The sequence below is a fragment of the Serratia sp. EC4 genome, from assembly GCF_059652115.1.
In genome coordinates this window covers 13213-36632 of the sequence record NZ_JBNIDE010000012.1, presented here as the reverse complement: position 1 = coordinate 36632, position 23420 = coordinate 13213, and the positions used below count along the sequence as shown (strand labels likewise).

At 62.7% G+C, this 23420-nt stretch carries 15 protein-coding genes; 1 reads left to right on the top strand and 14 read right to left on the bottom strand.

Going from position 1 to position 23420, the window contains the following annotated elements:
* Positions 1-23: 23 nt before the first annotated feature.
* The 11 genes from ACP39K_RS22595 to fes form a co-directional block, all read right to left on the bottom strand.
* Complete coding sequence (locus tag ACP39K_RS22595) at positions 24-515, bottom strand: FidL-like protein (protein WP_033638938.1); 492 nt, start codon at positions 513-515, stop codon at positions 24-26.
* A complete protein-coding gene (locus ACP39K_RS22590; protein WP_048796226.1) occupies positions 496-1287 on the bottom strand; it encodes a winged helix-turn-helix domain-containing protein in 792 nt (263 codons plus the stop codon). Before ACP39K_RS22590 ends, ACP39K_RS22595 begins: the two co-directional genes overlap by 20 nt.
* 270 nt (positions 1288-1557) lie before the next feature.
* A complete protein-coding gene (locus ACP39K_RS22585; RefSeq protein WP_161544324.1) occupies positions 1558-2178 on the bottom strand; it encodes a DUF2238 domain-containing protein in 621 nt (206 codons plus the stop codon).
* Positions 2179-2299: 121 nt separating this feature from the next.
* A complete protein-coding gene (gene yncE, locus ACP39K_RS22580) occupies positions 2300-3319 on the bottom strand; it encodes a 7-bladed beta-propeller protein YncE (RefSeq protein WP_391564977.1) in 1020 nt (339 codons plus the stop codon).
* A 106-nt stretch (positions 3320-3425) separates the two neighbouring features.
* Complete coding sequence (locus ACP39K_RS22575) at positions 3426-4286, bottom strand: isochorismatase (RefSeq protein WP_016929399.1); 861 nt, start codon at positions 4284-4286, stop codon at positions 3426-3428.
* A 3-nt stretch (positions 4287-4289) separates the two neighbouring features.
* On the bottom strand, positions 4290-5918 hold the full coding sequence (locus tag ACP39K_RS22570) for a (2,3-dihydroxybenzoyl)adenylate synthase (RefSeq protein WP_097102946.1): 1629 nt from the start codon (positions 5916-5918) through the stop codon (positions 4290-4292).
* A gap of 7 nt (positions 5919-5925) precedes the next feature.
* A complete protein-coding gene (locus ACP39K_RS22565) occupies positions 5926-7131 on the bottom strand; it encodes an isochorismate synthase (protein ID WP_243810779.1) in 1206 nt (401 codons plus the stop codon).
* Positions 7132-7343: 212 nt separating this feature from the next.
* Positions 7344-8612 (bottom strand): enterobactin transporter EntS, encoded by a 1269-nt coding sequence (gene entS, locus ACP39K_RS22560; RefSeq protein ID WP_033638942.1) that lies wholly within the window; start codon positions 8610-8612, stop codon positions 7344-7346.
* A 175-nt stretch (positions 8613-8787) separates the two neighbouring features.
* On the bottom strand, positions 8788-12732 hold the full coding sequence (locus tag ACP39K_RS22555; protein WP_497008849.1) for an enterobactin synthase subunit F: 3945 nt from the start codon (positions 12730-12732) through the stop codon (positions 8788-8790).
* Positions 12733-12764: 32 nt separating this feature from the next.
* Entirely contained in the window at positions 12765-12971 is a 207-nt protein-coding gene (locus ACP39K_RS22550; RefSeq protein ID WP_033641327.1) for an MbtH family protein, read from the bottom strand.
* Complete coding sequence (gene fes, locus ACP39K_RS22545) at positions 12946-14325, bottom strand: enterochelin esterase (protein WP_115116305.1); 1380 nt, start codon at positions 14323-14325, stop codon at positions 12946-12948. Before fes ends, ACP39K_RS22550 begins: the two co-directional genes overlap by 26 nt.
* A gap of 284 nt (positions 14326-14609) precedes the next feature.
* Between fes and ACP39K_RS22540 the strand changes: the two genes are divergently transcribed.
* Positions 14610-16892 carry a TonB-dependent siderophore receptor gene (locus ACP39K_RS22540; protein ID WP_033638946.1) on the top strand — a complete coding sequence of 761 codons (2283 nt, stop codon included), beginning with the start codon at positions 14610-14612 and terminating at the stop codon, positions 16890-16892.
* Positions 16893-16949: 57 nt separating this feature from the next.
* Here the strand turns inward: ACP39K_RS22540 and ACP39K_RS22535 are convergent, their stop codons facing one another.
* From ACP39K_RS22535 to ACP39K_RS22525, 3 genes are all read right to left on the bottom strand, one after another.
* The gene (locus ACP39K_RS22535) at positions 16950-18182 is read right to left on the bottom strand and encodes a YncE family protein (RefSeq protein WP_147827583.1); all 1233 of its coding nucleotides are present in this window, start codon (positions 18180-18182) and stop codon (positions 16950-16952) included.
* Positions 18183-18229: 47 nt separating this feature from the next.
* Complete coding sequence (locus tag ACP39K_RS22530; protein WP_497008847.1) at positions 18230-21139, bottom strand: condensation domain-containing protein; 2910 nt, start codon at positions 21137-21139, stop codon at positions 18230-18232.
* A 79-nt stretch (positions 21140-21218) separates the two neighbouring features.
* Entirely contained in the window at positions 21219-23312 is a 2094-nt protein-coding gene (locus ACP39K_RS22525; protein ID WP_497008846.1) for a TonB-dependent receptor, read from the bottom strand.
* Positions 23313-23420: the final 108 nt, after the last annotated feature.

Below are 23420 nucleotides of genomic sequence, written 5' to 3'. Positions count from 1 at the left end.
CCCCCGGCACGCCGGGGGAGCCTTCAAGCTGCAGTGGCACAAACAAAAAATGGGGCATTGTTACCAGTAAAAAGATAGTGCCGCGGATCAACTCGCTCTATCCGCCAATGGAATACCGGTGCGGACATCGGCAATCGTCGATTAAAGTCTTCTTTCTCCAAATTATCCAAAGGCTTTCTTATTGTCTCTTTCAAATGCAGCCTGTAGTTACTCCCTTGTTTCTGATAGTCGACCACTAAAATCCGATCAATGACATAACGCCTGTCACCATCAAACAGACTGCCATTCACTAACAAAGTCGCCTTTCGGGGCCCATCCGGCACTACGCTGAGCAACAAAACCCGCTGTATCAACTTATCGGATATCTGATCGCTCATGTACAGCACCGCCCGACACTCGGGCATCCCCGGTTTGAGAAACAGAAAATACGCGGAAATGCCACAGCCTAACACCGCCACGAGACTCAACAGAGCGTAGCTATAACGCCAAAAGCGCTTACTGAGCGCGGTCTTCATAGTAGTTCTCGCATTGCATTTGGCCCGTAGCTATCGCGTTCTGTGGGCAATAATAGTAGTAAGACGTTCTGACTCGCCCAATGGCATCAGACAACACCGATTTGCTATCGTAATAAAGCAACGTCGCCGGTTCCGTGCATCGATCTGATTTTCTTTGCGCCAGCATATTTTGCAAATGCGTCAAATCCACCTGCCCAGAAACAGGCTTATGATAGGAAGTCACAAACCTGACGTCACATTTGCCGATTTTCCCGACGCTTACCGAACTCAGCGGCGCATAGCCGGCATCCTGCCAGGCCCATACCCCGCTCCCCGTTGCCAGCAGCAGCAAAGCGGCCAACCCAAAACGCTTAAGGCGAGCGAGGCGTCTCGAAGCCCCCGAAGATACGCCCTCAGCCACCGTGGCTGGCGTCTCCGCCTGCGGCAAGCCTTCCGCCTGGCTGTCCGTCGTCTTCAACGAAGCGGCGGTAAACATGAATCCCTGGCGCGGCAACGTGACGATAATGTCGTCCTCGCCCAGGGCGGCGAACATCTTGCGCAGAATGGAAATGGTGTTATTGAGGTTATTGCCGGAGGCCACCTGGCCGTGCGCTTCCCATACCTGTGTCAGCAAGGTATCGCGAGAGATCACAAGGTTATTGTTTCTGACCAACGCGGACAGCAGGCGGTTCAACGTGGCGGTGAGCGGTTGAGGCGGCAGCTCAGCGTCGAGATCCACCAGTTCTGATCTATCTTCATGATATTTAATCTTATTATTAATAATGTATCTCATTATTCCCCGCTCAAAAAACTAATCAATACTAATTAGCCCTTGTTAAACACGGGAATACTAGCACACGGCATGGGTTAAGAAAATTCTTATAAAAACATATAAAAAACTAATTAAACATAAATATAGGAAATAACATTGCGCTTTATTACAGAGTACAAAATATTTAACTGATAGCTGTTGTTTTATCATGTCGGCATTAAAAATGCCGCCCGGCAAATACCGGGCGGCACGAGAAATATCTATTTTCACCAGGCCCAACCGCCGCCGGGCTTACGCCTTTAAACGCCGCAGTTGCCGATCTTGCCAACCACCGAACAGCCACTGGCCGGCTATCGCACCGAGCAAGGCGCAGAACATGTCGGACTGCGTGTCCCACGGGTCGCCTTGGGTGCCGAGAAACTCATCGGCGCCCTGGCCCAGCGCCAGCGCCGCCCACCACTCGATCAGCTCATACACCGCGCTGATCGCCAGCGCGATACAGCACACCATGAAGCCCAGCATTTTGCGGCCCCGCACATAACCGCCGCGCAGCAGGATCTCGCGCGCCGCCAGCGCCGGCACCAACCCCTGGAAGAAATGCCCCAGTTTGTCGTATGGGTTGCGGCTAAGCCCCAGCCACTGCTGCACCTCAAACCCCAGCGGCACGCGGGCGTAGCTGTACATGCCGCCGAAAATCAGGATCAGCGCGTGGAAGAAAATCAGCGTGTAGAGCAGCGGCGTCAGCGGGTAACGGCGATGGCTCAGCCACAGCAGCGGCAAAACGATCAATACCGGCGCCACCTCCATCAGCCAGGTGGTGCGATCGTAAGGGCTGATGCCGCTGTGGATCAGCGCGGCCAGCAGCAGCAAGGTGATAATGGACAACAACAGCGGAGAGCGTGAGACGGGCATATCCAACGTTCCTTCGGGTCAATAATGCAATCCCCTCTTTATACCGCAGATCGCACGGCGAAAAAAAACAGGCGGAGCGTCGCCGCTTCGCCTGTTCGGTGTGCGCTTAACCAGCGAGGGATTATTTCAGCGCTACGCGGATCACGTCGTCCGGCGCGGTCGCTTCTTTCTCGCGGCTGGAAGCCTGCTTGACGCTGACATACAGCGTCTGGCCGTCCGGCGACAGCGCCAGGCTGTTCGGGTGGGTCGGCGTCTTGATGGTGTTCAGCACCTTGTAGTTCTTGGCGTCGATCACGCTCACTTCGCCCGCCTGGCGGTGGGTCACGTAAACTTCATTGCGCGCCGGGTTGAACAGCACCGCCAGCGATTCCGGCACGTCGATCTTGCTCAGGATGTTGCCGTTGCGGGTGTCCACCACCAGCACCTGCGGCTGCTTGGAATCGGTGATGAAGGCGCGGTGAGTGGCGGTATCCAGGCTGAGGTTCAGGAAGAAGTGCTCTTTAGCCTCATCCAGCTTCTTGCGCGACAGCACCTTGTTGCTCTGGGTATCGATGGTCACCAGCTCGCCGTCGGCGTTGGTGACGTACAGGCGCTTGGCGGCGGCGTCCAGCGCCAGGCCAGTGCCGTATTTGCCGGTGTCGGTCACGGTGGCGCGCAGGGTCAGATCCTTGCCGTCCACCACCCACACCACGCTGGATTCACCCAGCCCGGTAATGTACAGGGTATCGCTGTCGGCATCCGCCACCAGCTCGCGCGGCGCCAGCGGCTTGACGGTCTCGGAGCGCTGGCGCGCGTCCAGCACCAAGCGGCCTTTCACGTCGCCGGTCTTGGCGTCGATGGCGGTCACCGAGTTATTGACGGTGTTGCCGAAGAACAGCGTGCCGGTCTTGGCGTTGACGGCTGCGCCAAACGGCTTGATGTCGTTATGGATAATCTGGGTCACGTCCAGCGTGGCCGGATCCAAACGGTAGACGATGCCGCCCTTGTCCAGCTTGCGGCTCTGCGAGGTGGCCAGGTAGAGCGCGTTCTCGCTCGGGCTGTAGGCCATTTCATAGGCGCCCTTGCCGACCGGCTTGCGCAGTACTTCCGGCGCGGTCTGCGCCAGCAAGGTGTTGGAGAACAGCAGCGTAGACAGCAGCATCAGCGGAAATGCCGCACGTTTTCCCTTGGTGATCAAAGTATTCATCAAAATCTCCTTATAGAGCCAACAGGGCGGCCGAACGGCCGCCCTCTGCTCGTGATTAAAATCAGGCTTTCTCTTCGGAAAGCAGCGCCCACCAGCTGTCGATGGTCGGGTTGCGCGCCAGCGCGATAAAGTCGATGTCGCTGCGGATCTTGCGCCAACGGGTCGCCAGTTCCATGATGCGCACCGAATCCAGCCCGTAATCGATCAGGTTTTCATCGTTGCCCATGTCTTCGCTGTCTTCGTCCAGCAGCGGCAGGATCTGCTGACGCAACGCGTCGATGCTGGCGATGCCGGCCGCCGGCAGCAGAGACGCGGTGGTCACCACCCGGCCGCAGCGGCCGGCGGTGTAACGCAGTGCCATCAGGTGTTCGTCGCGCGAGAAGTCCGCCAGGCCGTCGGCCACCATGAACGGCTGGATGTTGCGCATGAAGGCGTCGATAGCGGTGGTGAGGCAGCCGATGTGCGCATACACGCCGCAGATGATCAGCTGATCGCGGCCGGACTCCTGCAGGATCTCCTGCAGCGGCGAGCGATGGAAGGCGCTGTAGCGCCATTTCACCAGCACCGTGTCGTCTTCGTCCGGCGCCAGCGCGGCAGTCACCGCCTGTTGCTCAGGGTGTTTGTTCAGGCCCGGCCCCCACATGTCGTTCAACAGCGCGCGATCTTCATCGCTCTGCTGGTTCGGCTGTGCGGTATAAAACACCGGGATGCCCTGCTGCTTGCAGTAGCGGCGCAGGTTGGCGATGTTCTCCACCACCTGTTTAATCAGCGCGCTATCCTCGCCCCAGAAGTTGAGGAAATACTGCTGCATATCGTGGATCAACAGCGCGGCGCGCTGCGGCTCCACCTGCCAGGTGACTTTATTTTGCGGCAGTTCGTCCGCCGTCGGCAGCGCGTAGTCATTAAGTTTTGGAATGGCCATCGATTAATCTCCCTGAGCCTGAGTCTGTAGTTGCGCGTCGAGTTGCTGGCGCAGCCGTTTTTTGTCCACTTTGCCGACCGGGGTCAGCGGCAGGCTGTCCACCTGAATAAAGCGATCCGGCAGCTTGAAGTCCGCCACGCCCTGCTCACGCAGGTGGCGGCGCAGCACCACCGGCTTCAGCGGCGCGTTGGCGATGATATAGGCGCAGCTCTTCTCCCCCATCAGCGCATCCGGCATCGACACCAGCGCGGCGTTGATCACGTCCGGATGACGCAGCAACAGGTTCTCGATCTCCTCGGCGGCGATCTTCTCCCCGCCGCGGTTGATCTGGTCTTTTTGCCGCCCCTGCACGGTGATGTAACCGTCTTCGCTGATGCTGATCAGATCGCCGGAGCAATAGAAACCGTTGGCGTCGAAGGCGTCAGCGTTGTGCGCCGGGCTCTGGTAGTAACCGCGGAAGGTGTAAGGCCCGCGCGTCATCAACCGCCCAACCTCGCCCGCCGGCAACGGATTGCCGTCGTCATCCGCCACCCACACCTCGTCGTCCGGCGACATCGGCCGCCCTTGCGTCGTCAGAATGTGGCGCTCGTCGTCGTCCAGCCGGGTGTAGTTCACCAGCCCTTCCGCCATGCCGAACACCTGCTGCAGTTGGCAGCCGATTTCGTTCTGAATGCGCGCCGCCAGCGTTTCGCCCAGCTTGGCGCCGCCCACCTGCAGCAGTTTCAGGCTGGCGAGCTGGGCATTGCCGCCCCACTCTTCGATCGCCTGCAGCCACAGCGTGACCGCCGGCGGCACCAGCGCCGTCACGTTGATTTGATGCTGTTCGATCAGGCGAAAGCACTGTCCGGCGTCCGGATCGGCGGCGAACACCACCCGTCCGGCGCCATAAAACACGCCCAGCACGCCCGGCGAACTCATCGGGTAGTTGTGCGCCACCGGCAGCGCGCACAGATAGCGGGTCTGCGCGTCGAAACGGCAGATCTCCACGCTGCGGCGAATGCTGTAGTAGTAGTCATTGTGGGTGCGCGGGATCAGCTTCGGCGTACCGGTGCTGCCGCCGGAAAGCTGGAAGAACGCCACCTGGTCGGCCGCGGAAGGCTGCGCGACAAAACCGTCGCTCGCTTCGTCCAGCCAGGCGGCCAGCGCCAGCTCGCCCTCAGGCTGGCTGCGCAGCGCCACGACGCGCAGCGAAGGATGCGCAGCGCGGAAGGCGTTCAGGAATTGATCGTCGGCAAACAGCCCGTGCTGGCGATCGGCGATCAGCAGCGCCGGTTTGATCTGCTCGGCATAGGCGTTCAGTTCACTGCGCTGATGGCTGAACAGCGCATTGACCGGCGCCACGCCAATTTTCAGCAGCGCGAAGAACACGATATAGAACTCCGCCACGTTGCCCAGTTGCACCAGCGCGGTATCGCCGGATTTTACGCCGCGGCGCAGCAGAGCGGCCGCCAGACGATCGGCGCGCTGCTGCAGCTCGCGGTAGGTCAGGCTGCCCTGGGCATCGATAATCGCCGGGGCGTCGTTGTCGGCCTGGCGGTCGAGGATCTCGGTCAGCGGCTTGTCTATCCAGTAGCCGCGCTCGCGATAGCGGCTGGCGAACTCCGCCGGCCAGGGGGTAAAGGCAATGCTCATCTTGTCGTTATCCTTGATTTATACCAAAGGCACGCAGAATAGTGCTGAGTTTGGTGCCTGTTTCATGCCATTCAGATTCGGGTGAAGAGTCTTCCACGATGCCGGCGCCGGCGAACAGCCGCACCCGGTTGCCGTCAACGGTGCCGCAGCGGATAGTCACTACCCACTCGCCGTTGCCTTCGTCGTCGCACCAGCCGACGATGCCGCCGAACAGGCCGCGATCGAACGGCTCCAGCTTGCCGATCAAGGCGTGCGCCTCGGCCGTCGGCATGCCGCACAGCGCCGGCGTCGGGTGCAGCAGGCAGGCCAGCGACAGGGCATTTTCGTCAGGAGACGCCGCCTCGCCGTCGATCGGCGTGGAGAGATGCCACAGCGTCGTGGTGGTCAACAGTTCAGGGGTGTGCGGCACGTTCAGGTAGCGGCAGCGGCCGGTCAGCACGTCACGCATGCTTTCGGTAACGATGCGATGCTCGTGGCGATCTTTCGCCGAGGCCATCAACCGCTCTCCCACTTCGCGATCGCGCTCTGGGTCGGCCTCGCGCCGGGCGGAACCGGCCAGCGGGTTGGAATAGAAACGGCCGCCGTCCTGGCGCAGCAGCAACTCGGGGCTGGCGCCCAACAGCGCGCCCTGCTCCAGCGGCACATGGAAATGGAAACCGTGCGGGTTCTGGGCAATCACGCGCGCCATCAGCGCATGGCGATCCACCGGCTGGCGCGTTTCGATCTCCAGCAGGCGCGACAAGACCACTTTGTCCAACTCACCGGCCTTCATCGCGTCGACGGCGTCGCTGACCATGTTCATGAACGGCTGCTGCGGCGGCAGTTCCGTTACGCCGGCCAGCTCCGGCCCATCCGCCGCCGGCCTAACGCCGGCCATAAAGGCGGCGCGATCGAACCAGCGGCTCTGCTGGGGAATAAACAGCGCCGAAGGCTGCCGGGTATCGAACGGAATGGCGCCGCACAGCAGCGGTTTTTTGATGCCGGCCTGGCGGGCCTCGGCAAACGCCTGCCGTACGCTGCGCTGGAACTCGCCGTTCAGATCGGCGCCGTCCGCGGCCGGCAGGCGAATGCGGCTGAAACAACCGGTGGTGGTCAAGCTGCGGAAAGGGGAGGTAAAGAAGAAGCCCGACGCCGGAGAAAAATCAGCGGCGAACCGGTGTTCTTCGCGCTCCTGCATTTCCTTTCGATTGATGTCGTTCACGGCAGTATCCATCGCTTCGCCCTCAATAATTTGAAGTGATAACCAATATAATAATGATTATCATTTGAGTTAATTCCGCGCTAAATTACTCGCCGATATTTGCTATGTCAATAAACGTAAGCACTTCTTTCATTTCGAAATCATGACATAAACGCTGTGGGTTTTACGCATGCCGATGATAAGCATTGCTATTTGATCCCACAGCGTCGCATTAGCGCATGACGTTACTTTTCGCTGGCTGGTTGCGCCTCATTATGCGGCTCCGGTTTGTGCAGCGTGACCTGGCGCAAACCGGTCATGGCGAACAGCAACAGGATGCCGAGCAGCGCAGCGCCGAAGCCGAAACCGCTGGCGCTCATCGCCGGCAGCATGAAGGCGCCCATCGCCCCCAGCAGCAACGCGCCCAGCGCATCGCCCACCACGTTTTGCGCCGTCCACAGGCCGTTGATGCGGCCAAGGAAGTTATCCGGCGTCAGGCTCTGGATCAGGCCGTATTGCAGCAGCGAGTTCAGCGCGCTCAGGTAGCCGAACGCCACCAGGCACAGCAACGCCAGGCTGTACCACGGCATCAGACCGAACAGGCCAATGGCGGCGAACGCCGCGATCGCCGTCAGCAGCATTACCCAACCGGGGCGCGCCACGTGTGCCACGCGCCCGCTGGTGAACGCGCCGATGGCCGCGCCGAGCGGCACGGCGGCGTACATATAACCGAGGTGGGCTGCGTCGATGCGCCAGCTTTCCGCCATCGCCGGGTACAGCACGCGCACCGCGCTGGCCATGGTCAGCAGCGCGCCGATCAGCGCCACCATGCCGATCACCTTGTTCTGGAACAGGAAGGCGAAACCGCCCGCCAGCGCGCGCAGCGGATGTTCCCGCGGCTGCGGCGGCGGCATCAGCTGCGGCAGGCTCAGCAGCGGCAACAGCGTCAGCAGGGTGCCGAACGCCGCCAGGCCGTAGTTCCAGGCGATGCCCATATGAGCGATCACCAGGCCGCCAATCGCCGGGGAAAGAATCGAGCCGAAGCGCACCGTCAGCATGCTGATGGCGCCCGCCTGCACGATGTTTTCGCGGCCCACCAGCGCCGGCGTGGCCGCCAGCAGCGCCGTCACCCCCACCGCGCCGAAGAAGCCGTCCCACACCGCCAGCAGATAAATGGCCGCCAGCGAAGGCGACGGCAACAGGGCGTTGAGGCACAGGCCGACGAAGCCGACGCCGCAGGTGGAGCGCGCAAATAGAATCAGCCGGCGCCGCTCATAGCGATCGGCCAATACGCCCCCCATCAGCAGCCCGGCGAACATGCCGCCGCCGGCCAGCGTCACCGCCAGCCCGACCTGCAGGGTGGAACCGGTCAGCGCCTGGATCTGCACCGGGATGGCGATCGCCATCAGCCCCAGCGCCACAATGGAGATGAAACGCGCGCAGAATACCGCGCGGAAAGCCCGGTTGGTTTTCAGCAGGCTGAAATCAAGCAGGATGGAGGGTTTGCTACTCATCGGTTGTTCACCACATCTTTAAACGGGGATTCTGCAGTTGCGGAGCGCTATGCTAGCACAGATGACGAAATCAATAATGATAATAAAAATCATTGATATTCAATTGTGAGCGACCGCAAGAAACGCCGCCAAACGCGGGACAATACCCGTGCCTGGCGGCGGGATGAGGGCGTAATTACAGCGTGCGCAAGATCCGGTTCAGCAGCGGCCCCAGCACTTTGAACGACGCCGGCGAAACGATATCGACGTGCGCGCAGTCCAGCTCGTGCGCCTGCAGCGCATCGACGTACTGCGACCAGGTTTGCTGCACGTCCATCCCGTCCTGCAGCGTGCGCTTGGCGACGAACAGCGTCGCCTGGCCGTGGAAACGGGCGGTCCGCGTGTGCGACAGCAACCGCACCGAATCGGCGTAGTTGGCTTCAATGTTGTCGAACATCACCGTGCGCGCCTCACCCAGTGCCGGATCGAGCGTGTCCTGCGACACCGCCAGGAACTGCTCGCGCTCACGCTGCACTTCCTTCAACACGTTGTCGTCCAGCATCACGTCCCAGTTTTGGGTCTCCGGCGGATAGGTATCCAGCAGGCCGAGGAACGCCACCTGCTCGCCACGCGCCTGCAGCCGGGCGGCAATGCCCTGCGCCAGCGTGCCGCCCAGCGAGTAGCCGATGAAGTGATACGGCCCGTGCGGTTGCACCTGCAACACCGTCTGCAAGTGGGCATCCACCACCTGATCCATATCTTCGCTCAGCGCCAGCGGGCCGTCCGGCCGCGGCGACTGGATGCCGACCAGCGACCAGTGCTGATCGAGATAGCGCGGCAATACGCTGAACTGCCAGGAGAAACCGGACGCCGGGTGCAGACAGAACAGCGTCGGCCCCTCGGTGACGCGCAGCGGCAATACGCTGTCGAAGCCGCTGCGATCGGCCTCTTCCTGCGTGCGATCTTCCGCCAGCAAGGCGGCCAGTTGCTCAACGCGCGACGCCACCATCACCTGGCCGACGGACACCGCCTTGCCCAGATCGCGGCGCAACTCCGCCGCCAGGCGCATCGCCAGCAGCGAATGGCCGCCAAGCGCGAAGAAATCGTCGTCGGCGAACACCTGCTCGCGCTGCAGCAAACGGGCGAATACCGCAGCGATCTCGCTTTCCAACCCGGCCTGCGGCGGCCGCCCCACCTTGCGCTCACCGCCCTGCGGCTGCGGCAAAGCCTTGCGATCCAGCTTGCCGTTGGCGCTCAGCGGCAAATCACTCATTTCCACCAACGCCACCGGCACCATGTGCGGCGGCAGGCGGTCGGCCAGCGCCGCGCGCAAAACTTCCGCATCCCAGCTCGCGCCGGGCTGCATCACCAAATAGCCCACCAGCTGGCGCGCATCGCCGCCGGCGTCCACCGGCGTGCCCTGCAACACCAGCGCATGCGTCACCGCCTGGCGCACGCCCGGCAGCGACAGCAAGGCGTGGTCGATTTCACTCAGCTCGATACGCTGCCCGCGGATCTTCAGTTGATCATCGCTGCGGCCCAAATATTCCACCGCGCCGTCCGGCAGCCAGCGCGCCACGTCGCCGGTGCGGTACATCCGTCCGCCCTCGCCGAACGGGTCGGCGACAAAGCGGCTGGCGGTCAGATCAGGCCGGCCAAGGTAGCCGTGCGCCAGCTGCACGCCGGTCAGATACAGATCGCCCGCCACGCCCGGCGGCACCGGCCGCAGGCGCGCGTCCAGAATGCGCAGTCCGGTGTTCCATACCGGCAGGCCGATCGGCACGTTAGCGCCGGTCACCTTCGCCAGCGCGTCGCCGTAGGCCGGATGCCAGGTCACATCCACCGCCGCCTCGGTCGGGCCGTAGAGGTTGTGCAACGGCACTGCCGTGCGGCTTTGCCACAGGCGGCACAGCTCCGCCGGCAGCGCTTCGCCGCTGCAGAACACCTGGCGCAGCGCGGCGCAGTTCGCCACCGCCGCGTCGTCGTCCAGTGCGGCCACGAAAGCCGCCAGCATCGAAGGCACGAAGTGCATTGTGGTAATGCGGTGTTGCGCGATCAGCTGTTGCAGCTGCTGCGGATCGCGGTGCGCCTCCGGCGGCGCCATCACCAGCCGGGCGCCGACCATCAGCGGCCAGAAGAATTCCCACACCGAGACGTCGAAACTGCATGGCGTTTTCTGCAGCACCGCGTCGTCCGCCCCCAGCGGATACTGGTGCTGCATCCACAGCAAGCGGTTGACGATCGCCTGATGGCCGACCAGCACGCCTTTCGGGCGCCCGGTGGAACCGGAGGTAAAGATGATATAGGCCGCATGATCCGGCGTCGGGCCCGCGATCGCCACCCCGGCGGCATGATCGGCCGCCAGCGGCGCGTCATACAGCAAGATTTCGCCCTTGTCGGCGAAGCGCGCCTGCTGCGCCGGGTTGGTGATGACCAGCCGGGGCTCGGCGTCTTCCAGCATCATCGCCAGCCGCTCGTCCGGATAACCGGTATCCAGCGGCAGGTAGGCTGCGCCCGCTTCTACGATCGCCATCAACGCCAGCGACAGGAACACCGAACGCGGCAGCGCCACCGCCACGATGTCGCCAGGCTGCACGCCCTGCGCCACCAGCTGGCGCGCCAGCGCCGTGACCTGCTCGCGCGTTTCGCGGTAGGTGAAGTTGAAATGCGCATCCGCCAACGCCGGCGCGTTCGGCGTAATTTGCGCCTGCTGCGCCAGCAGTTGGCTCAGCGTGGCCGCCGGCACCGGATGCGCCGTGTCGTTGACCCGCGCCAGCAGCGCATGATCGTCGGCGGTCAGCATGTCGGCTTCGCCGATCGGCAACGTTGCCTGCGCGGCGAACTGCGCCAGCAGCAGCGGCAAACGCTGCAGATGCGCCAGCAGTTCCTGACGGCTGTAACGCTCGGCGTTGGCCAGCAGCTCCACCTTCAGCTGATGGTGTTCGTCGATAAACAGCGCAATCTCCAGATCGCGCACCGGCCCGGAGGCCAGATCGTGGGTAATGCCTTCGATACCGGCAAAATCCAGCTGGTAATCGAACATTTTGAAGTTGAAGACCGTGCCGTACAGCGGTTCGCCGTCGCCGATGCGCCCCAGATCGCGCTGCACCTGTTCGGCGTCGTAGCGCTGATGGCGGCGCACCGTTTTCAGCTCGCGGCTGATGCGGGCGGCGGCCTCATACAGCGTGGCCTGCGGCTCGAGGTGCATCTCCATCGGCAGCACGTTGATCACCGGGCCGGCCGCGCACAGGGCGGCCGATCCGGTGCGGCGCATGAAGATAAAACCGGCGCTGAAGCTCGGTTGGCCGCTCAGACGCGACACCCACAACGCCACCAGCGCCACCGCCATATCGGCGGCGTTCAGCTTCTGCTGCGCGCCGCACTGCACCAGTTCGGCGAAGGCCTGCGGATCGCAGCGCTGTTCCAATCGATGGATGCGCGGCGTGGGCGTTTGCCCGGCCAGCGGCTGCGGGCAGAGCGTGGCCGGCGGCGGCAGCTGCTGCGCTTTCTCGCGCCAGAAATCGGCGTCGCGTTGCCAGGCCGGCGCTTCCCGGTAAGCCTGGTATTCCGCCACCACGTCGCTGAACGCCGTGAAAGGCGTCGGTTCCAGCGCATCGCCGCGGCAAAGGTGGGTATAAATCGCCGCCACGCGGCGAGCGATGGCGGTGAAGCTGAAACCGTCCACCAGCAGATGGTGATAGCGCTGATACCAGAACCAACGGTCATCCGCCAAACGCATCACCATATGGCGATACAGCGGCGCGCCGCTGCCGGCGCGCAGATCGCTCGCCAGATCGATGTCCATCAGCGCGCGCGCGGCGGCTTCAGGATCCGACGACGTCGTCAGATCGACAAGTTCCGGCTCATACACCGCCAGCGCGTCGTCCAGCCATTGCACCGGCACGCCGTCGCGTTCCGCAAAACGCAGGCGCAGCATGTCCACCTCGCCCAGGCCCTGGATGATGGCCTGCAGCAGAGGCTCTACGGCAATGGGGCCGTTGAGTTCGATGGCGTGGGCCACCGCGTAGGCATTGCGATGCGGGGAGATTTGATCGGCGACCCAGATGCCGGGTTGCGCCGCGACCAGCGGCCATTCGCCCGCAAGCGCCGGGCCGCTGAGAGAGTTAGGGGTGTGTGACACTGCTTATTGCTCCCGTAATTACCTGGCGCCGGTCACGCCTCGCGTGCTGCGACCGGCAGAATATCTTGCCAATGCTGTTCCAGCCACTCGTCGCACGCGGAGCGCGCCGCCGGGCCAAAGACGATCGTCCACTCGGACGGAATGGCGCGGAAATCCGGCCACAAACTGTATTGTTGTTGTACGTTGCGCAGCACCAGGCTGCGCTGCTGTTGATCATCGAACGGATTCAGGCTTTCCACCATGTGTTCCTCGTGCCGTTGCCGTCGCCGATGCCGGATAAGCGGTGGCGAAAGCGGAGGCCCATACCGCCTGCAGCCCATCGGTCAGGCCGCTGCGCCAGCACAGCGCGTCGTGCCCGCCTTCCACCACCCGGTAGTGCACCCGATGGCCGGCGTCGCTCAGGCGCGCCGCCATTTCGCCGCTGACCCGATGCACCAGCTTTTCCTGCGAACCGGCTTCCATAAAGACCTTCAGCGCGCCGTGGTTGCCCAGGCCGTGCCGTTCTACCTGCTGCATCAGCCAGCAGGCGTCATCGGGAATGCTCGGCAGCTGCAGCATGTCGCGCCGCGGCCACCAGTAGGAGCCGGACTGGGTGATCACCGCGCCGAAGCGCTGCGGCCAACGCAGCCCGGCGTACAGAGAAGCCAGGCCGCCAAAGCTTTGCCCCGCCACCACCGTATCGGCCGGCTTGTCGCTGTGCGGCGCCCAGTCGGCCAGCTGCGGCATCAGTTCTTCCTGCACCGCCAGCCAGAAATCGTCCTTGCAGGTTAATTCTCGCGCCCGGTGCGGCAGATCGATGATGTCGATCAGCACATACACCGCTTCCGGCAACGCCCCCTCGCGGGTCAGCTGCATCAGCGGCTCCCAAACCGGCATCTGCTTCGCCCAGAACTGGCCGTCTAGCAGGATCGCGAGCGGGCGCTCGGCCGGCTTGCTGTCGCCGGTGGTGTAGATCCAGACGTCGCGGCTGTTGCCCAGGCGTTCGCTCTGCCAGGTATGGCGCTGCAAACGCGCCGGCAGTGGCGGCGTGCAGCGCCCGCTGGCGATCTCATACTCGTCGAACGAGCGCCATACCGGCTGCGGCGGCGCATCCGGCATGTGCAGACCGGAGACGCTGTGGCCGCTGGCGCTTTGCCAGGAGCGATAAGGGTTGAGCAGATCGGGGGTAGCGCTGACGAACACCTGGTGCCACCAGTGACGCAGGTTGTGCATGTTGGCGTGCGCATCGTCGCCGCTGAACGCCGGCGGCCGCTCGTCAAAGCAGGGGATAAAGCAGTAGCTGCCGCGCCAGGCGCCGCTCAGCTCGGTCTGCCAGTACCACACGTCGGTACCGGCCAAGCGCTGCAGGCTTTGCGGCGGATTCGGCTGATGATGGTCGGTCAGGCAGTTAATGTTGATCCACACGCGACGGTAGGCGGAGGTCAATTCGCATCCCTGAGGATCGCGCCAGAAGAAGGTGGTGCGCCACCGGCCGTTACCCGCCGGTTCTACCCATGGCGTACCGCGTCGTGCCACCGTCAACCACCATCCTGGACTGCCCGCATTGCTGCTGGCCAATAATCTGCTGCTTTCTGACTGTAGTTCTGTATTCACAACGCCTACCCATTTTGTAGTTGGCGGCACCGGGAACGTCGACTTTTCCCTATCGCCGGCCACCGCCCGAACGCACTGTACGCCAAATACTATTGATAATAATTTGCATTTGCAATAGTGTGTAAGGCTTGGAGATCGTGCTGGTATTGCGCGCAACGGACAGGGATCGGGGATACATCAATGGCATCCCTTGCCGCAGCCGATTTTCTATTTCCGACTACACAAAAACTACAACCGCCCTTCCCCCCATTCGGCGAGGGATGGCAGCAAGGTAGGACACTCAGATGAAAAGCAAGCTATCACGTTATTCTTTAGCCACTCTTATCGGCTTGGGATTGGGCGCGTCCGCGTTCGCCAACGCCGCGCAGCAGACCGACACCACCACCACGGAAGAGAACAGCGGCGCCACGGAGAAAAAGCCGCGCGGCGAAGACACCATCGTCGTGACCGCCGCCCGGCAGAACCTGCAGGCGCCGGGGGTGTCCACCATCACCGCCGACGAGATCAAAAAACGCCCGCCGGCGCGCGACATCAGCGAACTGATCCGCACCATGCCCGGGGTTAACCTGACCGGCAACTCCACCAGCGGCCAGCGCGGCAACAATCGCCAGATCGATATCCGCGGCATGGGCCCGGAAAACACCCTGATTCTGATCGACGGCAAACCGGCCTCCAGCCGCAACTCGGTGCGTCAGGGCTGGCGCGGCGAGCGCGACTCGCGCGGCGATACCGCCTGGGTGCCGCCGGAAATGATCGAGCGCATCGAAGTGCTGCGCGGCCCTGCCGCAGCGCGCTACGGCAACGGCGCCGCGGGCGGCGTGGTCAACATCATCACCAAGAAAGCCGGCGATGCGCTGCACGGCTCGCTGAACGGTTACTTCAACGTGCCGCAGCACAAGCAGGAAGGCGCCACCAAGCGCACCGACTTCAGCCTGTCCGGCCCGCTGAGCGATTCCCTGAGCTTCCGCCTGTTCGGCGGCTACAGCAAAACGCAGGCCGACGCCTGGGACATTAACGAATCGCATAAATCCGAACGCGTCGGCGCCTACGCCAACAGCGTCCCGGCCGGGCGCGAGGGGGTGGTCGATAAAAACATCGACGCCTTGCTGCACTGGGATTTCGCCCATCTGCAGTCATTGGAGTTCGAGTACGCCTATGGCCGCCAGGGCAACCTGTACGCCGGCGATACCCAGAACACCAACACCAACGCCCTGGTGCAGAGCAACTACGGCAAAGAGACCAACCGCATCTACCGTGAAACCTTCGGCCTGACCCATCGCGGCGCCTGGGACAACGGCGTGAGCACCAACAACTACGTGCAGTTCGAACGCACCCGCAACACCCGCCTGAACGAGGGCTTGGCCGGCGGCACCGAAGGCATCTTCGACACCAAAAACACCGGTTTCGGCACCACCAAGCTGGACGACTTCCTGGCGCACAGCGAAGTCAGCGTGCCGTTTGAGCTGGGCGTCGCGCAAACCGCCACGCTGGGCACCGAGTGGACCCAGCAGCGGATGAAAGACGGCACGTCCACCAGCCAAACACTGATGGGCGGCACCATTCCCGGCATGACCACAGGTACGCGCAGCCCTTACGCTTCCGCGCATATCTTCTCGCTGTTCGCCGAAGACAACATTGAACTGACCGACACCACCATGCTGACGCCGGGTCTGCGCTACGATCTGCATTCGGAATCCGGCAACAACTGGAGCCCGGCGCTGAACCTGTCGCAGGAACTGGGCGACTACTTCACGCTGAAGATGGGCATCGCACGTTCCTATAAAGCCCCGACGCTGTTCCAGACCAACGGCAACTACCTGCTGTACAGCAAAGGCCAGGGATGTGCCGGCAGCGATACCAAAAACGGCTGCTACCTGCTCGGCAACGACGATCTGAAAGCGGAGACCAGCGTTAACAAAGAGATCGGGCTGGAGTTCCATAACGACGGCTGGCTGGCCGGCGTGACCTACTTCCGCAACGATTATCACAACAAGATCGAAGCGGGCAACTCGCGCATCGCCACCAGCAGCACCGGCACGGCGGTCTATCAGTGGGAAAACGTACCGAAAGCGGTGGTGCAGGGGCTGGAGGGCTCATTGAACGTGCCGGTCAGCGAGACCGTCACCTGGAGCAACAACGCCACCTACATGATCGAGAACAAGAACAAGACCACCGGCGATTACCTGTCGGTGATCCCGAAGTTTACCGTCAACTCGACCCTCAGCTGGCAGGCCACGCAAGATCTGTCGATGCAGTCCACCCTGACCTGGTACGGCCGTCAGAAGCCGAAGAAGTACAACTACCAGGGTAAACCGGCCACCGGCGGCGAAACCCGCGAGGTCAGCCCTTACGCCGTCGTCGGCGCCAGCGCGACCTATGACCTGACCAAAAACGTCAGCCTCACCGCCGGCATCGACAACCTGTTCGACAAACGCCAGTTCCGCGCCGGCAACGCGCAGAACGTGGGCGATCCGAACACCGGCGCGATCAACATCGCCGGCGCGGGCGCGGCTACCTACAACGAACCGGGCCGTACCTATTACATGAGCATCAACACCCACTTCTGATGACATGTTCCAACGACAAAGGGCGCCGCGGCGCCCTTTTTTTATCTTTATATTCAGCTAGTTGGAATGCAGTTGAATACGCACCACGCTTTCCGGCTTGCCGGCCTTGGTGGAAGCGCCGTCGTTTTTCACCGTCACGAACAGCGCGTCACCTTTCGGATCCAGCGCCAGGCTGTTAGGGTGCGGCGGCAAATCCACGGTCTGCAGACGCTTGAGCGTTTTGGCGTCAAACACCGTCAGCGTCCCGGCGCCGTGATCCACGCGTACCCCTTTGCGGTTGGCGACATACAGCCGCTGGCTGCGCTCGTCGAGCAACAGGCCGATCGGCACCTCATCCGTCAGCTCGCTGGCCAGCACCTTGCCGCTGTCCGCATCCAGCGCAAATACCCGGTGGCCGCTGCTGCGCTTCACGTAGTCGTGCCCCAGATGATGGTTGCGGTAGTCGTCGCGATCGATGCCCTGATCGACGCCCAGCAGGCGATTGCCCGCCGGGTCATACACCAGGTTGAGCAGTTGATCGGCCTGCACTTCGTGCGTGGCGGTGATCGCCAACGTGTCGGCGTTCAGGGTGATCACCTGCCCCTGCATGTTGGAAACGAATACCCGACGGCCCTTCTCATCCAGCGTGATGCCCACCGCGTTGTAACCGAAGCCCGGGATCACTTTCTCCAGCTTGCCGGCCTTGGTATCGACCACGTACAGCACGCTGTCGACGCCGAAACCCAGGCCCGGCAGGAACAGACGGCCGCTTTGCGCGTCATACTTGATCTCGCGGAGGCGATACAGGTAGTCCTCGGTGATTTTAAACTTCTTCAGCTCCGCCAACAGGAAATCCAGACGCTTGCCGCTGATGCCCGCCTGCTTGTAAGCCTGCTCCAGCACCGCCTTGTCCAGCAGCTTGATGCTGCCCAGCGCGTGGTTGGTGGTGGTGTCCACCACCCCGACTTCGCCGTTGAAGGCCTGCGTCAGGTACAGGCGATTGCCCGCGTCGTTCAGCGCCACGCCGAAGCCTTTCACCTGCAGCGGGATCTCCGCCTTGATCGCCAGGGTGTTGGGATCCAGCCGCAGCACGCGGGAGCGCGCCTCTTCCTTCCAATCCGGCGCGCTGACGAACAGCGCCTGTTGCGAGGTGCTGTAGGCCATCTCCACCACCGTCGACGACAACGCCTGGCGCTTGATGTCCTGCGGTCTGATGCCGGCATCGTCGGCCTGCGCGGCGCCGGCGACCACCAGAGAGGCCGCCACCAGCAGCGACAGTAACGCGCGCGGGGTTGCTAGGGTTCCAGACATCCTTTTATCTCCTTGAAAATCATGCTTTCGGTTAGAGTGAAACAACGTCATGCCTGCGGCCCGGGCGGCAGCGCCGCCAGAGCGATATCGCCAGCGATGTGCTGCGCAAACTGGGTAAAGACGTGCTGAACGCCGTCGGCGATCAGATTGGCCTGCTCCCGGCTGTAGTGATCCTGGCGGTAGGTCATCATCACCCGCAGGGATTTCGCCCCCGCCAGATCGTCTTCCATCACCTCAAACTGCAGGCCGAGCAACGATTCGGCTTTCTCCGGCTCCACCTGACGGTAGGCGATCGCGCTGCCGTCCTGCAGCCGGAACTCGCCGTTCAGCTTGATGCGGCTGTGGATCTGGATAAACACTTCGAACATGTGGTTCTTGCGGTCGGCGTCCACGCCGAACAGCCCTTCTTCCACCAGATCGATCGGAATGTCAGTGTACGGCAGCGAGCCATTGATGGTGTTTTTCACCTGGCTGACCAATCCGGCCACCGTCAGCCCCTCGTCGAAGCGCACGCGGTGCACCACCACGGTGGTGAAATAGCCGACGGTATCGAAGAACTCGGCGTCGTTACGGCCGGAAGTCGAGGTGCCCACCAGCAGATCCGCCGGGCCGCCCAGCAGGCGCAGCGCCGAGGTAATCCCGGCATACACCACGTTGAACAGCGACGCGTTGTTGCGGCGGGCAAGCTGATACAAGCCTTCCGCCACGGCAGGATCGACCTCGAACTCAAGCCAGCCGCCGTTGACGTCCGCCGGCGCCGGCACCGCCGGGTGGGTGGACGCTTCTTGCCGGAAGATCGGCTGGCCGACCGGCGCGCCGCGCAGCGCATCGAGCCAGTAGTCCAGATGTTGCTGCTGCACTCCCGAGGCCCGCTGTTGCCGGGCGAAGGTATGGAACTGCGGCGGCTGCCCGCTCCACTGCGGCGCCTGGCCGACGACGCGATGGCGATAGGCGACGCCCAGCTCATCCATCATCAGATTGAGCGACCATTCATCCAGCACCACATGGTGGAACAGCAACGACAGCAGCTGTTGGCCGTTGTCCGCATCTCGCAGTAGCGTGGCGCGCAGCGGCAGCTCGGCGGCCAGATCGAACCGGTGCTGGCCGGCGTCGGCCAACAGGGCGGCGGCATTACCCGCCGGCGTCTCGTGAGAGAAGCGGAACCACTGATAATCCGGCAGTTCTGCGGCCGGCACCACCACCTGCACCACCTCCCCCTGCTGCTCGACGAAGCGTGAACGCAGCACGGTATGGCGAGTCATGACGTCGATAAACGCCTGGTGCAGCGCCGTTTCGTCCACCGCATCGAAGAAGCGCAGAGAGAACGGCAGGTTGAAAATCTCGTCATGGCCGAAGGCTTCATACACCTTCCACAGCGATTCCTGCGCCAGCGACAGCGGCGCCTGCGCCCCCTCATGATCGTCGGCGGTGGCTAGCGCGGCATTCGGCTGCGCGACGTTCAGGCGTTTGGCGTAGCCCGCCAGCCCGCGCGCCGTCGGATGGCTGAACAAATCGTTAATGTTGATTTCGATCTGATGCAGGCTCAGCAAGCGGCCAATCACCCGGGTAGCGACCAGCGAATGGCCGCCGCGATCGAAGAAGTCTTCATCCAGGGTCATTTCCGGTGCCACCAGCGCCTCACGGAACTCCTGCAATATCAGCGGCGCAACGCTTTCATCCACGTCGCTGTTCGCCGCCGGCGCGGCCATCGCCGGGGAAGCGGATTCAGCCGCCGGCAATGCGACGGTAATTCGCTGCCCGGCCAGGAACGCGCTGAACTGCTCCAGCAGGAAAGGCGCCGCGTGCGGAGACAGGCGCGGGTCGGTGACCAGCTCCAGCGTCAGCGTTTCTGCCTCCGGCAAGCCCAACAGCAGCGCCAGTTCAAACGGCGTATGCAGCGGCGGCAGCAACAGGCGTTCGGCGTGAACGCCTTCCATGCGCCAGTCCGCAGCCAGATCGTCACGCCAGGCCACCAGCAGCTGCGCCCGCTGCGGATCCGGCTGTTCAGCCACGGCCTGCGCCAGCAGCCGCTGCCCGATGTCGCCCTCGCCATGCTGCACGGTCAGGCGCATCAGCGGCGCCGCCGTCAGGCCCAGCTCCAGACCGACGCACTCCGCCGTTTCTGCGGCCGGCACGCACAGCTGCACCGCTTGGCCACCGGCCTGCGCGGCGACGAACTCGGCAAACCGCGCCGCCACCGCCGCCAGCAAGGCCCGCGGTGTGTCGTTGGCGGGCAACAGCGAGCGATCAATGCGTGTGACCACGCGCGCGCCCACCGGCGGCAAGGCTTCAGCACGCTGCGCCGGGCTGCGGTAATCCTGCAGCGAGACCGCCTGGCGCGCCCAGGGCAGCTGTGGCGCCGGGATTTCCGGCAGCTCGACCGGCGCCGCCGCGAAAGGCAGAGGCATCGCATCTCCGTTATAGCGGGCGGACAGCATCGCCGGCAGATGGCGCCACGGCAGCGCTTCCGCCAGGATGTCATGCAATACCACGCCCAAAATCACGTCATCGGCAGGCGTGAGCAACAGCAGGCAGCGCAGCGGCGCTTCGCTTTCCAGTTCAAATGGCGCCGCCTGCACTTGCAGCAGACGACAAATGGCGTGTTGTTCATCCGCCACCTGACGCAGGCTCACCGGCAACGGCGCCGAATAGGCAGCGCGTTTAACCAGACCGTTTTCGTCATCAAAAACGTAACGCACGTTCACGCCCGGCGTTTCCCGCACCAGCGCTTGCAGCGCCGCCGTCAGTTGGGCGATATCTACCTCTCCCGTCAGGCGCCAGGCCATCGCCCGCTGCCCGCGTGCGTCACCCTGCTGCAGATGGGCAAACCATGCCCGTTCTTCGGCTTCGCTTACCGGCCGCTCGCCGTTCGCCGACGGCGCGCCCAGCGCCTGAAACGCGCTCTCCAGCCGCTGGGCCTCTTCATCGCTCAGAATGCTGTCAAAATCACCGATCACTGCGTTATCTCCTCTGCCCGGCCATGCCGGGATAGCGCATAAAACGGGGGACATTCGTCCCCCCATCATCGCGATAGCGTTAGAAATTCAGCTCAACCGCCGCGCCGACCATGCGCGGGCGCTGCTGCGTCGCGGTGTAGATATCGTTGCCGCCAACCATGATGCGACGCTCGGAGTCGAACAGGTTTTGCGCAAACAGCGTGGCGCGCCCATAGGCGAAGGTGTAGGCCAGCTGGGCGTTAGCCGACCAGTAAGAACCTATACGCCCGCGCGAATCGTTGTCATACGCCGAGTAATAGGAGTCCGAGAACGCCACGTTAGTGCTCACTTCCCACCCTTTCAGGAACTGATATTTGGCGCCCATGTTGGCGGTGTAAGCCGGCGCGCGTCCCAATTCATGCCCTTCCACGCCGCTGCCCGAGAACTTTTTGATCTTGGTTTTCAGCAGGCCAACGTTACCGAACAGCTCGAAGTCCCAACGCGGCTGCCAGGTGGCGCCGATTTCCGCGCCGTAGGTTTCCACCTTGTCGGCGTTGCGGATCACGCTGGAATTTTCACCCAGGTAATAAGGCAGCTGCATGTCTTTGTAATCGTTGTAGAACACGTTGCTGGTCAGCACCACGTTGGCGTCTTTCAGGTGATGGCGGGTGTACAACTCATAGTTCCAGACATACTCGGAACCGTAGGTGTAACTGACGATCGGGCTGCTGAGAGTAATGCCTGCACCGCCAGCGTTATAACCGCGGGCGATCTTGGCACCGTAGGTTTGGGTGTCCGTCGGTTTCCAGGCCACGTCCAGTTTCGGCAGGAACACCGTGTAGGTTTCGTCGAAGTCGATGCGCACCGCCTTGCTGCCGCCATTGCGTTGGCGATGTTCGCGTTCCAAACGGCTGGCGGCAGTCACGTCCACCTGCGGCGTCAGCGCATAGGTCAGCTCAGCGAAGGCCGAGTTAGTGTCGGTTTTATCTTTAAAAGTCGCGCCGCCGAAGATATTGACGAACTCATCCTGCTTGGCGTGGAAATAACGCAGCCCCGCCAGCCCGTGCAGGCGGCTGTCCGCGCCGCCGAAACGTACCACCGGTTCTACGTGCACCTCTTTACCGCCGATGTCGGCGTACGGCAGCTGATAAGCCGTGGCGCGGTTAATGTTGAAATCGGTATAGATAACGCGGTTTTCCAACACCAGGCCATCGGAGGCCTCCCAGGCCAGATCCCAGATCCCGCTGTTCACATTGCTTTTGAACACCGGCCGACGGATGTCGTGACGCGCACTCGCAGGATGCGGCTGCGGGTTGAGGCTTTCGTTCTGCGGTGCGGTGCTGCCAAAGTGGTTAAAGGTCAGCTTGGTGGTCAGATCGCGCAAACCGGCCGGGTTGAACAGCAGCTTGGCGCGGGCGGTGGTGGCCTCCACTTCACGCGGATCGCCCACCGGTTCATAGGCCGGCAGGTCAGCATCGCTACGGCGGCGCTGGCGATCGACGCTGACACGGAACGCCAACTGGTCTTCCACCAGCGGGCCGGACGCCATGGCGGCTAGTTGAGAGGAGTGCTGATTGCCGGCCCCGCCCTTGAAGGCGCTTTCCCATTCGAAGGTCGGGTCTTTACTGGCCATGACGATGGCGCCGGCGATGGCGTTGCGCCCCTGAATGTAACTTTGCGGGCCGCGGAACACTTCAACGCGATCCAGATCCCACAACGATTGCGGTCCGTAGGCTTGTTCGTTATAGGTCAGCGAACGGCCGTCCAACGACAGATTGAGGCGCGGCCTGGTGCCGCTGAGGAAAGCGCCGGCACCGGTGGTCGGGCCGGAGCCGTCAACGCCACGCACGGTTGGCAGATCGTTGCCGATGCCGACATCCACCACGTTGGGGGTCATGCGCAGCAAATCGGGAACCTGTGTCGCATTAGGCATAGAGGAGATGCGGTTGCTGTCGAACACTTCGACGCTGGAGCCGGTGTCGAAAATGGAACGTTTGACCTTCTCACCGGTAACCAGCAGCGTTTCCGCGTCCTGGTAGGTTTCGTTGCTCTTGGTTTCCGCCGCGTTGACGTTACCGATCGCCAGTGAACAAACCCCTAAAAATACGGAGGAAAACGCCCCAATGGCTTTCAACCCCGCTTTTTCCCCGTTTCCTACGCTTTCATGCCGTTGAGCCGCAAAATGCTTGCCCATAGATGTCTTCTCCTTTCATCCCAGAGGTGCACAAAATTTGATTTTTTTTTACACAACCTACATCGACACTCACACAGACCATGACGCTGCGGCCTTCCCGGCCTTGCT

Bases quoted from the DNA above. Each gene is read 5' to 3' on its own strand.
- ACP39K_RS22595 (WP_033638938.1), bottom strand. From the start codon at position 515: ATGAAGACCGCGCTCAGTAAGCGCTTTTGGCGTTATAGCTACGCTCTG.
- ACP39K_RS22590 (WP_048796226.1), bottom strand. From the start codon at position 1,287: ATGAGATACATTATTAATAATAAGATTAAATATCATGAAGATAGATCA.
- ACP39K_RS22585 (WP_161544324.1), bottom strand. From the start codon at position 2,178: ATGCCCGTCTCACGCTCTCCGCTGTTGTTGTCCATTATCACCTTGCTG.
- yncE (WP_391564977.1), bottom strand. From the start codon at position 3,319: ATGCTGCTGTCTACGCTGCTGTTCTCCAACACCTTGCTGGCGCAGACC.
- ACP39K_RS22575 (WP_016929399.1), bottom strand. From the start codon at position 4,286: ATGGCCATTCCAAAACTTAATGACTACGCGCTGCCGACGGCGGACGAA.
- ACP39K_RS22570 (WP_097102946.1), bottom strand. From the start codon at position 5,918: ATGAGCATTGCCTTTACCCCCTGGCCGGCGGAGTTCGCCAGCCGCTAT.
- ACP39K_RS22565 (WP_243810779.1), bottom strand. From the start codon at position 7,131: ATGGATACTGCCGTGAACGACATCAATCGAAAGGAAATGCAGGAGCGC.
- entS (WP_033638942.1), bottom strand. From the start codon at position 8,612: ATGAGTAGCAAACCCTCCATCCTGCTTGATTTCAGCCTGCTGAAAACC.
- ACP39K_RS22540 (WP_033638946.1), top strand. From the start codon at position 14,610: ATGAAAAGCAAGCTATCACGTTATTCTTTAGCCACTCTTATCGGCTTG.
- ACP39K_RS22535 (WP_147827583.1), bottom strand. From the start codon at position 18,182: ATGTCTGGAACCCTAGCAACCCCGCGCGCGTTACTGTCGCTGCTGGTG.
- ACP39K_RS22525 (WP_497008846.1), bottom strand. From the start codon at position 23,312: ATGGGCAAGCATTTTGCGGCTCAACGGCATGAAAGCGTAGGAAACGGG.